At 63.4% G+C, this 12,303-nt stretch carries 8 protein-coding genes; 2 read left to right on the forward strand and 6 right to left on the reverse strand.

What is annotated here, in order from left to right; all coding sequences use genetic code 11:
* Nucleotides 1-865: 865 nt before the first annotated feature.
* The gene (locus ACK4OE_RS01355; RefSeq protein WP_409882508.1) at nucleotides 866-5,749 is read right to left on the reverse strand and encodes an EAL domain-containing protein; all 4,884 of its coding nucleotides are present in this window, start codon (nucleotides 5,747-5,749) and stop codon (nucleotides 866-868) included.
* Nucleotides 5,750-6,138: 389 nt separating this feature from the next.
* Here ACK4OE_RS01355 and ACK4OE_RS01360 point away from each other — a divergent pair, with 389 nt between their 5' ends.
* Entirely contained in the window at nucleotides 6,139-6,609 is a 471-nt protein-coding gene (locus ACK4OE_RS01360) for a PaaI family thioesterase (RefSeq protein ID WP_409882509.1), read from the forward strand.
* 45 nt (nucleotides 6,610-6,654) lie between these two features.
* Here ACK4OE_RS01360 and ACK4OE_RS01365 read toward each other — a convergent pair whose 3' ends face one another.
* From ACK4OE_RS01365 to ACK4OE_RS01385, 5 genes are all read right to left on the reverse strand, one after another.
* Complete coding sequence (locus tag ACK4OE_RS01365) at nucleotides 6,655-7,761, reverse strand: 3-deoxy-7-phosphoheptulonate synthase (RefSeq protein ID WP_409882510.1); 1,107 nt, start codon at nucleotides 7,759-7,761, stop codon at nucleotides 6,655-6,657.
* A 66-nt stretch (nucleotides 7,762-7,827) separates the two neighbouring features.
* Nucleotides 7,828-8,193 carry a cyclophilin-like fold protein gene (locus ACK4OE_RS01370; protein WP_409882511.1) on the reverse strand — a complete coding sequence of 122 codons (366 nt, stop codon included), beginning with the start codon at nucleotides 8,191-8,193 and terminating at the stop codon, nucleotides 7,828-7,830.
* Between the two features lie 61 nt (nucleotides 8,194-8,254).
* Nucleotides 8,255-8,776 carry a cyclophilin-like fold protein gene (locus ACK4OE_RS01375; RefSeq protein ID WP_409882513.1) on the reverse strand — a complete coding sequence of 174 codons (522 nt, stop codon included), beginning with the start codon at nucleotides 8,774-8,776 and terminating at the stop codon, nucleotides 8,255-8,257.
* Nucleotides 8,773-9,918 carry an MFS transporter gene (locus ACK4OE_RS01380; RefSeq protein ID WP_409882514.1) on the reverse strand — a complete coding sequence of 382 codons (1,146 nt, stop codon included), beginning with the start codon at nucleotides 9,916-9,918 and terminating at the stop codon, nucleotides 8,773-8,775. The genes ACK4OE_RS01375 and ACK4OE_RS01380 overlap by 4 nt, the downstream gene beginning before the upstream one ends.
* Before the next feature lie 104 nt (nucleotides 9,919-10,022).
* Complete coding sequence (locus tag ACK4OE_RS01385; RefSeq protein WP_409882515.1) at nucleotides 10,023-11,183, reverse strand: alpha/beta hydrolase; 1,161 nt, start codon at nucleotides 11,181-11,183, stop codon at nucleotides 10,023-10,025.
* Nucleotides 11,184-11,359: 176 nt separating this feature from the next.
* Here ACK4OE_RS01385 and ACK4OE_RS01390 point away from each other — a divergent pair, with 176 nt between their 5' ends.
* Nucleotides 11,360-12,265: a LysR family transcriptional regulator gene (locus tag ACK4OE_RS01390; protein WP_409882516.1), complete on the forward strand. Its 906-nt coding sequence runs from the start codon at nucleotides 11,360-11,362 to the stop codon at nucleotides 12,263-12,265.
* The last annotated feature ends 38 nt before the right edge of the window (nucleotides 12,266-12,303 follow it).

A 12,303-nucleotide genomic window follows, 5' to 3' on the forward strand; every position in this document is an offset into this window, starting at 1 on the left:
CATACTTTTCAGCGACGTAAGCCCGCGCCAACATTGAACAAAAAAGGCTTGTCCACAGAAACAGAGCTGCTCTACTACTACTGCTATTTATATATATAAGGCTATAGAAGAATAACAAGAACCAAAAACCGGGGCCTGAAAAATGGCCTGTGGAAGATTGGCGGGCAAAGTTTGCGCCGCCGAAAAGTCACTGAACTCACAGCTTGGGAGGCAGTTGCGACGCTGCACAGAACACCACAGTGGTCAGGCGCGTGCGGACAAGCGGTGGCTTTGCCGAAAATTTTGCTATTGATAAGTGAGCTATAAGCTCTTATTTGATAAGCGATAGAGCTACTTTTTGACCAAAATTTCCTAGCGAAACACCCCAGTGGGTAAGACTGGGGATAGTTTTGGCACAACCCAGGGGTTATCCACAGAAAAAGTCAAAGCCCTGGTTTTGTCCCCGTTGCGACGACAGCGGCGCAAGGCATCGGTGCACAGGGTTCTGGCGCACGCAAGTGCGCGATGCGCAAGGCAAAAAACCGGTTGTCCACAAAAAACCCGGCCTTCTACTACTACGACTATGTATATATAGAAAACATAAGAAGAAGACAGGGGAGAACTTTTGCGCCCCGGTGCAGCTGGTTGGGTGAGGTCTGAGTTTTTGGCGTGCGCCGGCCGGTTGCGCCCAAAAGTGCGCAAAGGCCGACAGGAAAAGGCGCAGCGTTGCGGCGTAGGTCCAGCCAGTGCGCACCAAAGCGCTGGACGTGCCCTCGCCAGCCGTGCACAGGGCCCCCTGCAGGCGAAAAAAAACCGCAGGCAATAGGCTGCGGTGGGATGGTCGATGGGGCGCCTTCAACGGCCGCTGGCGTGGCTTGAGAGTCGCCTAAGGAGCCACAGGGCGCAGGAAGGCCTCCAGAAGGTCCACAGACAGGGGGCGGCTGAAGAGGTAGCCCTGGTAGAGCTGACACCCTGCAAGGGCCAGCAGATCGCGTTGCTCGGCCGTCTCGACCCCTTCGGCAATCACGTCGAGGCCCAGGTTGCGCGACAGGCCGATGATGGTTTCCACAATCGCGGCGTCGTTGGGGTCGGTCAGCAGGTCGCGCACAAAGCTCTGGTCGATCTTGAGCTGGTCCAGCGGCATGCGTTTGAGGTAGCTCAGGCTCGAATACCCCGTGCCAAAGTCGTCCAGTGAGAACCCCACGCCGTAGGCGCGCAGAGCGGTCATGGTGGCGATGGTGGTTTCCATGTCTTCTACCAACACACTTTCGGTCAGCTCCAGCTTGAGCAGGTGTGACGGGGCACCCGTCACGGCCAGAACCCGGGCCACGTCGTCCACAAAACTGGCATGGCGGAACTGGCGAGAACTTACATTGACGGCCATCGTCAGGTGGGCCAGCGCCGTGTCGTCCTGCCAGAGCGCCAGTTGCTTGCATGCCATGTGCAAAACCCAGCGGCCCAGCGGCAGGATCAGCCCGGTCTCTTCGGCCAGCGGAATGAACTGCGCGGGTGACACCATGCCCCGCTGCGGGTGGGCCCAGCGCACCAGCGCCTCCACCCCCACGCAGCGGCCCGACTGGTGCATTTGTGGCTGAAAGTGCAGCAAGAACTCGTCCTGCGCCAGGGCCGAGCGCAGGTCGGCCTCCAGCGCCGCGCGGGCGGTGACCACCTGCTGCATGTCGGGGTCAAAAAAGCGCAGCGTGTTGCGGCCTGCGGTCTTGGCCTGGTACATGGCCAGGTCCGCCTGCTTGAGCAGTTCGCCCACGCTGGTCTCGTCGCCGGTAAACGGTGCGATGCCAATGCTGGGCGTGCTGCGGTACTGGTAGGAGGCCAGTGCGTAGGGCATGGCCAGCGTGGTCAAAATCTTTTCGCCCACACTGCGTGCGTGGATGGCCAGCTCTTGGGGCTTGGGGCTCAGCTCTTCGAGCATCACCACAAACTCGTCGCCGCCCAGGCGTGCCACGGTGTCCACACTGCGTACGCAGGTGCTCAGGCGCTGGGCCACCTGCTGTAGCAACAGGTCGCCCTGGTCATGGCCCAAGGTGTCGTTCAGCGTCTTGAAGTTATCCAGGTCGATGAACAGCAGTGCACCGCCCTGCTGGCGCCGCTGGGCGTTGGCCAGCGCATGGCCCATGCGGTCCATCAGCAGCATGCGGTTGGGCAGACCGGTGAGCGCGTCATAAAACGCCAGGCGCTGGATCTCGCGTTCGCTGGCTTTGCGCTGGCGGATGTCGGTGTTGATGGCCAGGATGGACTGCGGCTTGCCGTCGTCCCCGCGCACCAGGGTCCAGCGACCTTCCACTTCGATGGGGCTGCCGTCTCGGTGGCGCTGCACGATCTCGCCGGTCCACTCGCCATGGTCCAGCACGGCCTGCGTGGCGCGGCGAAATTGGGTCGGGTCTTCGTACAGCAGCGTTTCAATCGACTGGCCTAGCGCCTGTAGCTGGGACCAGCCATACAGGCGCTCGGCGCTTTTGTTCCAGAAAATGATGTGGTGCTCCAGGTCGCGCACCAGGATGGCGTCTTGCGCCTTGTCCAGCAGCGAGGCCTGGTGGCGGATGCGCGCGTCGGCCATTTGGCGGTCGATTTCAGCGGACGCGCGGGCGGTAAAAATCTGCAAGGTCGAGGTGATGAAGCCTGTCTCGGCCACCGGCTGGCGAAACAGCACAAACACGATGCCCACCACTTCGCCGTCGGCGTTGCACAGCTGCTGACCCACATAGCCTTGTGCGCCCACATGCCGCAGCACGGGTGCATCGGGGTACAGCAGCTGTACCCGGTCGGTCACCACGTATTCGCGCTGTGACATCAGCTGCAAGCTGGGAGTGCCCTCCAGCGTGTACTCGTCGTTGGGCAGCATCTGCCCGTCCAGCACCGCAGCCAGGGTGATCACGTGGGGAGGCTGGCCCTTGACCTCGGGCAGCAGCCGCACCACACAGCCGCCCTGTGCACCCAGCGCATCGGCCATGTTGCGCACCAGTTGCACAAAAAATTCGGTGCCAGTGCTGGCCGATACCGCCGCAGCCACTTTGAGCACCGAGGCCTGCAAGCGCTGCTGCGCCTTGTGCGCACGCAGGCTGGTGATACCAAAGGCCAGGTCATTGGACAGCTCTTGCAGCAGCGCCGCCTCTTCGGGGCTGATCTGCAGGATGTCGGGCGCATAAAGGTACAGCAGGCCAAAGGTGCGGTGCTGGTCGCGGTCGCGCAGGGGCAGGCAGATCACGCCATGAAAGCCGTTGTCCAGCATGCGCTCAGTCCAGTCGGCAAAGTCGCCCTCGGCGCGGATGTCTTGCACGATCACGGGCTTGCCCGAGCGCACCGCCATGCCCGCAGGGCCCCGGCCGTACGTGTCGTCGGCTGACCAGCTCAGCTGCAGGTTGTCCAGGTAATTCTCGTTGTGGCCCGCGTGGGCTACGGGCTGGATGGACTTGCGTTCATCGTCCAGTGCAAACCCTACCCAGCCCATGCGGTAGCCACCAATGTCCACCGCAATCTGGCAGATGGCCTGCAGCAAGGTGGTTTCCGAGGTGGCACGCACCAAAGTTTCATTGCAGGCGCTCAAAAGGCGCTGTGCGCGGCCCATGCGGGCCAGTTCGCGCTCGGTGCGCAGGCGCTCGGTCACGTCGGTAGCCAACACCTGGCGCGCGGGGCGGTCATTGAAGCTGATGCTGCCGGCGGTGATCTCCACATCCATGAACGTGCCGTCTTTTTTGACATGGCGGCTGATGACCGGTGTGTTGCGCTGGTCCATCGGAATGGCGTCGATGCTGGCCTTGATGGCCTCGCGCCGCTCAGTGGGCCAAAGGTCCGTCATGTGCATGGTCAGCAGCTCGGCCTCGGTGTAACCGTAGTGCATCTCCATCGACCGGTTCACTGCCTGCAGGCGCAGCGTTTGTTTGTCGTACACCCACATGGGGTGCGGGTGCTCGTCAAAAAGCATGCGGTATTGCAGCTCGGACGCATGAAGCTGCCCCGCCACATGCCGCAGCTGCACCATGGCACCCAGCGACTCGGTGAGGATCTCCAGGTGAGCTACATCGCGCTGCGAAAAAGCGTTGACCTTGTCAGACGTGACCTTTAGCGAACCCACCACCGCTTCGCCCGCGCGCAGCGGTACAGCCATCACCGAGCGCACACCGTGGCGGTGTGGCATGGACGCCATGTCCCAGCCTTCTGCCTCTGTGTCGTTGCACACCACGGTGCGCCCCTCGCGCAGGGCGGGCCACAAAATGCTCCGGTCCACCGGCAGCATGTTGCCCACCGGCCGGACATGGTCGCCCGCAGATGCCTGCGCCACCAGCTGCCGTCCCTGCAGCAGCTCCACCATGGCACCCCGCGCGCTGGTCTGGCGCAGCACGGTGTCGGCCACCAGCTGCAATACCTCGGGCAGGGGCATGTCGAGCGACGAAATGCGCTGCTGTACCTGCAGAAGATCCGCATGGTTCTGCGCATCGCGCTGGGCTTCCAGTTCTGCCAGCTTCTGCGCGCTGATGTCGGCCATGCCTCCTACCATGCGAACGGCCTTGCCCTCAAAGTCACGGATGAGAAAACCGCGATCGGATACCCAGGCATAGCTGTCGTCCTGGCGCCTGAAGCGGTATTCGGCAGACCAGTGGTTGGCTGTACCCTCAATGGCGCGGTGAATATCTGCCAGCAACGCTTCGCTGTCGTCCGGGTGCAGCCGCAGCACCCAAGACGTGCTGTTGGGTGGCAACTCATCCAGCGGCACGCCAAACAGATTTTGCATGCCCTCGTTCCACCACATGGCGTCGGTGTGCAGATTCCAGTCCCACACGGCATCGGCGGTGGCGCGCGACACCAGGTGAAAGCGCTCCTCGCTCACATGCCGGGCCTCGTTGGCCAGGTGCTGGGCTGATATGTCCTGAAAAGCGCCTTGAATACGGATGACCTGCCCCTGCGCATTGCGCACCGCCTGGCCCGCAGTGCGTACCCAGAAGTGGCGGTCCCCCGGCATCACCACCTCGGCCTCTACATCAAACGGCGTGCCCTGGAGGATGCAGTCTTCAAACGCCTGCTGCATGGTTTGACGGTACAGAGGTTTGTACAGATCGAGGATCTGAGTCACACCGCTCATGCGGCGTGTGAGGCCATAGGTGGCGGCGATTTCTTGCGACAACGTCAGCTGCAGGCTGGGCAGCTCCACGATCCAGCCGCCGATACGCGCAATCTGCCCGGCCACGCGCAAGGCCTCGCTCTGCGCCAGCATCTCGTTATGCATCTGGTCGCGCTCGTCCACCATCTGAGCCAGCAGGCGGTGCTGACGGTGTAGCTCCAGCTGCGCCATGGCCTGGCCAGCGAGGATCTTGAGGCTTTCGATCTGTTCGGGCGCCAAGACCCTGGGCATGGTGTCCAGCACTGCCAATGTGCCCAGCGCAAAGCCGTCGTGGTTCACCAGCGGGACACACGCATAGAACCGGATGTGCGGCTCGCCCAGCACCATCGGGTTGCGTGCAAAGGTGAGGTGCTGGGTGGCGTCCGGCACCACCACGGGCTCTCGGCTGCCGTCGATCGCGTGGGCACAGAACGCAATGGCGCGTTCTGTCTCCTGAAACGGCACACCCACCGCCGCCTTGAACCACTGGCGTTCGCTGTCGATGAAGTTGACCACCGCCATGGGACATGCGCACACGCGCGCCGCTAGCGTAGCCAGCTGGTCAAAGCCGTCTTCGGCCGGTGTGTCAAGGATCGCGTAAGACTGCAGGGCCTGAAGCCGAGCAGCTTCAGCAGGGGCTTGCGCTGGGGGCGACATGGTTGTCAGTTACTTGCCAGGCCCGCCATGCGCATCGGCGCGCGCAAGGTCAGCGAGTCCAGCACAGCAGGGCAGCAAGCAAGGGGGCGGGGCAGTGTCGACAACAAGGGATCAGGCAGTGATGCGGTGCGTGCTGGGCAGCAGCAACATCGCGGTTGTAGGGCAAAAGGGCCTGGGCCACAACTTTAAAACGGCAATGCTACACCGCTGGGCCCTGTGCTGCCGTGGCGCCCCATGCGGGTTTGCCCCAGACCAAAGCGCGGGAGTCGCGTTGGCAACCTTCGCGCAACACGAGGCTTGCTAGTGTGGGGGTCTGCAGATATCCGAACGAGCCTGCCAGACCCGTTGTCCGGCAACGCTTTTTTACCACCCTCACAAATGCAAAGCCCATGACCTCCTTGTCTTCCCCGGCTTCCTCCCCGTCTGCCGCCACCCAGCTCGACGCCTTGCAGGCCCTTGTTCTGGACATGCCCATGGCCCGTACCTTGGGGCTGCGTTTTGTCAGCGTGCAACCGGGTCAGGTCGAAATGGAAATCCCGGTGACCGAAGCCTTCAGCTTTCGCCCAGGCCAGCTGCAGGCCACGGCCGTGTTTGCCATTGCTGACTTTGCTGCGGTGGCGGCCGCAGGCAGCGTGTTACCGCCCGGCTGGGTCAACGCCACGGTAGACGCCAGCCTGAAAATTGTGGCGCCTGCCAAAGGCCAGTGCCTGCGTGCCCGGGGGAGGGTGATCGACGCAGGGCGCCTGCTCACGGTGTGCGCATCCGACGTGTTTGCCGTGGACAGCCAAGGACAGGAAACGCTGTGCGCCACGCTGCTAGGCACCGCACGCAATATCGACGCGTCGGGCGGCGCGCGCTGAGCACAGCGCTATGGGTGGTGCCAGTGCTACCAGTGCTACCAGTGCCTATTTTTTAGTAGATGCACGGCGGGCACGCACCGCCGCCGCCAGACCCTCCAGCACCGGCACCGTCTGCGCCAGGCTGATGCAGGCGTCCGTCACCGACACGCCGTGGGTGAGGAGCTGGCCGGGCACGATGTCCTGGCGCCCTTCCTGCAGGTGGCTTTCGATCATCAGGCCCGTGATGCGCGCATCACCCGCTGCAATCTGCTCGGCCACTTCGCCCGCCACGGTGATCTGGCGCTGGTGCTGCTTGCTGCTGTTGGCATGGCTCACGTCAATCATCACCTGCTCGCGCAGGCCTGCCGCATTCAGCACAGCGCAGGTGGCATCGACATCGGCCTTTTGGTAGTTGGGCTGCTTGCCGCCGCGCAAGATCACATGGCAGTCTTGATTGCCGCGCGTTTCAAAAATCGCGGCCTGTCCCATCTTGGTCATGCCCATGAAGGCGTGCGATGCCTGTGCGGCCTGAATGGCGTCGCTCGCCACCTTCACGCCGCCATCCGTGCCGTTCTTGAAGCCCACGGGGCATGAGAGGCCGCTGGCCAGCTGGCGGTGGCTCTGGCTCTCGGTGGTGCGCGCGCCAATCGCGCCCCAGCTCACCAGGTCGCTGATGAACTGCGGCGAGAGCAGGTCCAAAAATTCGGTGCCTACGGGCAGCCCTGTGGACAACACATCCAGCAGCAGCTGGCGCGCCAGCTCCAGCCCTTCGTTGATGGCAAAGCTGCCGTCCAGGTGCGGGTCGTTGATATAGCCCTTCCAGCCGACGGTGGTGCGGGGCTTTTCAAAATACACGCGCATCACGATGAGCAGATCGTCCTGCAGTGCATCGGCCTGCACCTTGAGCTGGTGCGCGTATTCCATCGCTTGTGCGTGGTCATGGATGGAGCACGGCCCCACCACCACGATGAGTCGGTCGTCTTGCCCATGCAGGATGCGGGAAATCGCTGCGCGGCTGGTTTCGACCAGCGTCTGCGCTGCGTTCGGTGTGGGCAACCATTCCTGTAGCAGTGCGGGCGTAATGAGCGGGCGCACGGCCTTGATGCGCGTGTCATCAATGCGCGTGGTGTCGTGGGTGGAGATGGGGTTGGCGGAGCGGTGTGCGTGGGTCATGGTGGCCCCGATTGTCGCCGCGGCGGCCATCAGCAGCCTTTCAACAAGCGTGTAAGTGGCGCAGCGTCATGCGTGGGGCGGCTGTGCCAGGGTGATCATGACGTGGAGCGGGCCCGGGCGCTGAAAGGCCTGTACGCCAGACACCAGGCGGCCGAGCAGCACCAGGCCCTCCGACTCCACTCCGTCCCGGTAAAAAATGGCGAGATTGCCCCATGGCGCGTAGAAGCTGATATCGCCCGCTACCGGTGTCGACACCTGCGCTCCCTTGGCCGTGGTCAGCGTTCTCTGCAGGTCTGCAATCTTCTCGGTGGCGTCGTAGTCCAGCAGCCGCAGCGACACCGGCAGCAGCGTCGCAAAATCGCGTGCCGTGGCGTTGTCCTCCAGTTCCCCCAGCGCGATCACCGTGCTGTCCGCGCGGAACTCAATTTTCATGAACTGCATCTCCTGTCGAGGTACTGATTGCGTTGGCATGTTTGGAGGTACAAGAGCCAGCCTACTGCAGCGAGAACGTGACGCGCACACCCTGCGTTCCCAGCGCTTGCGTGAGGGCAGCGGGATTGTCTACCTGACCCAGGCGGGTGTAGGAATAGGACGAGTCGAATGTGGCGTAGAAGATCACCACGGTCCGGGTGCCGTACAAAAGCAGGTCGCCGCTGCGGATGGTGCCCGGCCGCGCGGCGTTGGCGGGCAGCGGTTCGCGCAGATCGGCATGTTTTTCATTGCCGTTGAGCTCAGCCATCTCCAGCGACAGCGGCATGGCCGCTGCAAACGCCCGTGCCGCTGCCGTATCCGCCAGCGCGACGCCAAAGCGGCGCTGGCCGATGGTCATCCACGCGCGGATGGGTGGCTGGGTTTGGGCCGCCGGGCTGGTCGCTGGCTGCGCGTGGGCTGTGCTCGAGAACGCGATCGCGGCCATGGCCCAAAGACCCATCCCCGCCAGTGCAGTGCGGCGAGAGCGTGCGTGGATGTTGCGGGCAACGGGCGTGGAATTTTGGAAAGCTGTAAAACAGGTCATGTCATGTCTCCTATCGCAGTGGTGCTGTCAGCGCGCGCCGTCAGGCACACCAGAAATCCGCCAAGCATTAGCAGCCCGGCACTCAATGCAAACACGCTGGAGTACCCGTTCGTATCGAAGAGCACGCCACCAACGGTGGCACCCAGCGCAATCGACACCTGCACCACCGCCACCATCAGGCCGCCGCCAGCTTCAGCGTCATGCGGCAGGCTGCGGGCAATCCAACTCCACCAGCCCACCGGGGCGGCGGTGGCCACCAGACCCCACAACGCCAGCAGCACGGTGGTGGTTGCCAACGACGGACCCGCCACGGTTAACGCCAGTGCAATCGCTGCCATCACCGCAGGAATGATCGCAAGCGTTCCGTAAAAGCGCCTCTTCAAAAACCATCCGATCACCACTGTGCCCGCCAGACCCGACACCCCGATGACCAACAGCACCAGCGACAGCGTGGTGGCGTCAACCTGCGTCACCGTTTCCAGAAAGGGCCGCAGATACGTGAACAGTGCAAATTGCCCCATGAAGAACACCCCCGCCGCAAGCATGCCCAGCAGCACACGCTTGCGCTGGAGCAGCGCCCACACTGAAGCGCTGGAGCCCGCCTCACGCTGTCGGATCTCCATGTCCGGCAGGCTGAACCACAGCCACACATACGCGATGACTGCGATGGGAACCAGGCTGAAGAACGCGCCGCGCCAGCCGACGACGGATGCGAGGTAACTGCCCAGTGGGGCGGCAATCACGGTGGCCAGTGCGTTGCCGCCGTTGAAGATGGCCAGTGCACGCGGCACGTGCGCTGGGGCTACCAGCCGCATCGCGGTTGCGGCTGACATCGACCAGAAGCCGCCAACCACCACGCCAATCAGCGCGCGCCCGGACATATAGGTGGCATAGGTGTCTGCGATGGCCACCACGAAGCCTGATACGCACATCAGCGCGGTCAGCGCCAGCAGCAGGGTCTTGCGGCGCACCCGGGCGGCCACGGTCGCGATGCCAAGGCTGGTGGCCACAGCGAAGGCACCTGAGATGGCGATGCCGTGGCCCGCCATGCCCTCGGTGATCTTCAAGTCAAACGCCAGCGGGGTGAGCAGGCTCACCGGCATGAACTCGGATGCGATCAGTGCGAATACGCACAACGACATCGCAAAGACGCCTCCCCAATGCTCTTGGCGTGCCCCTGGCTCAGCCTGCAGTGGGGCGTCGCAAGCGCCGAGACCGGGGGCCGCTTGGAGGGCTTTCCGCTCTGTCACCCGGCGCTCGCAGCAACCAGGTGCTTGCCGAAGAACGCCGTGAGCTTGTCCCACGGAATCAGCGTCACCCGGTCATACAGGTCCACGTGGCCGGCGCCGGATACCCAGTGCAGCTCCTTGGGTTCTGCCGCCCGCTGGTAGGCGTCTTCGCTGAACTCGCGCGAATGCGCTTCGGTGCCGGCGATAAACAACAGGGGCCGCGGCGAGATCGTCTCGATGTCGTTGAACGGGTAGAAGTTCATGAACTTGACATTGCTCGTGAGCGTGGGCTGCGTCGTCGTGCGGGGTGACGCGCCCGGCGGCGTGAACTCGCCGCGCGGCGTGCGATAGAAATCAAAGAACTCACGCTGGATGGGGTGGGTGTCAGCCGTGAGTTCCAGCACCGTGCCGCCGGTGGTTTGCACTGGCGCGCCGTTGAACTCTGCCTGGCGCTGCTGCGCAGCGGTGGCGATGATCTGCTTGCGCTGCTCCAGCGTTTGCGAGCGGCGCAGCGCGTGGCGGTTGGCAGCGCCCATGTCGTACATGCTCACCGTCGCGATAGCCCTCATGCGCGGGTCGATCTTGGCGGCGCTGATCACAAAGCTGCCGCTGCCGCACACGCCGATGGCTCCGATTCGCTGCGGGTCGACGAAGGCCTGGCTGCTGAGAAAGTCCACCGCAGCGCTGAAGCTTTCGGCATACAGGTCGGGCGACACGGCGTTGCGCGGTTGGCCCTCGCTGCCGCCCCAAAAAGGCAGGTCCAGCGACAAGGTCACGTAGCCCTGCTCTGCCATCTTGGTGGCGTACAGGTTGGCGCTTTGCTCTTTGACGGCGCCCATGGGGTGGCCCACTACCAGGGCGGCATGCTTGCGGCTGCGGTCGAGGTTGTTCGGGACAAACAGGTTACCCGCCACTGCCATCTGGTACTGGCTTTGAAAGCGCACCGGGCGCATCGTGACGCTCCGGCTGATGTAGAAGTTGTCGGCGCCGCTGGGCAGGCTTGCCGCAGCTTTCGTACCGGTGGCAGCTTGGGTCGATGCGCTGGCGTTGGTCAGCATGCCGGTAGTAGCGGCCACGGCCACCCCTGCGCCTGCAGCCTTGAGGAATTCACGGCGATCACCTGCACTGGCAGCGGGCATCCGGAGTGAGCCGGAGGTGTGGTCGATAAGCGTGTTCATGGGTCTATCTCCTGGGGTTGTACAAGGCGGCGAAATACCGCCGTGGACTCGTCGGGCGACGCTCAGTCACCTTGGAGGAATTTTGCGCACCTGGCCGCAGGTTGACTAGATAATGAATGCTTAATGCGCTTATTAGCCAATTAATAAATGGTGAGAAAACGGGGCACAGGGATCACATGCCAAGACGCAACTTCAACGATTTGCTGGCCTTTGTCACGGTGGCCCGCGAGGGCAGTTTCACCAAGGCTGCGGGTACCCTGGGTGTCACGCAGTCAGCACTGAGTCAGGCTATCCGCGGGTTGGAAGAAAGCCTTCAGATCCGGCTGCTGACGCGCACCACGCGCAGCGTGGCGCCCACCACCGCTGGCGAGCGCCTGATGAAGGCCATCGGCCATCGCTTTGACGAGATCGAGTCCGAGCTGGCCGCATTGACCGAACTGCGCGACAAACCAGCGGGCACGGTGCGCATCACCTGCGGTGACAACGTGATGCACACGGTGCTGCTCCCCAAGCTCATGCCGCTTCTGCGCGAGTACCCGGACATCAAGCTGGAGTTCGATATGAACTACGGCTTTCGCGACATCGTGGCCGACCGTTTTGACGCAGGCGTGCGCATGGGCAACACCATCGACAACGACATGATCGCGGTCCCCATCGGCCCGCCGCTGCAGATGGCCGTGGTGGGGTCACCTGAGTATTTCCAGCGCCATCCCATCCCCAGGGCGCCGGGCGACCTGACCGCGCACCAGTGCATTAACCAGCGTATGCCAACGTCGGGCGGACTGTATGTGTGGGACTTCGAAAAACGCGGCCGCAAGGTGAACGTGCGCGTGGATGGTCCGTTGATCTTCAACACCGCGCCGCCGCAGGTTGATGCAGCGCTGGCGGGGCTTGGCCTTTCGCTCCTGCCTGAGGACGAGCTGATGCAGCACATCCATGCGGGCCGGCTGGTGCGCGTGCTGCAGGACTGGTGCCCCAAGTTTGCGGGCTACCATCTGTACTACCCCAGCAAGCGCCAGCTTTCACCCGCGTTTCAGCTGGTGGTGAAGGCGCTGCGCTTCAGTGGCACGCGGCGGCAGTAGCCGCAACGGGTGCGTCGGAAAACGAGCTCCGCCGCGCC

The organism is Acidovorax sp., from assembly GCF_046314175.1.
Lineage (GTDB): Bacteria > Pseudomonadota > Gammaproteobacteria > Burkholderiales > Burkholderiaceae_C > Acidovorax.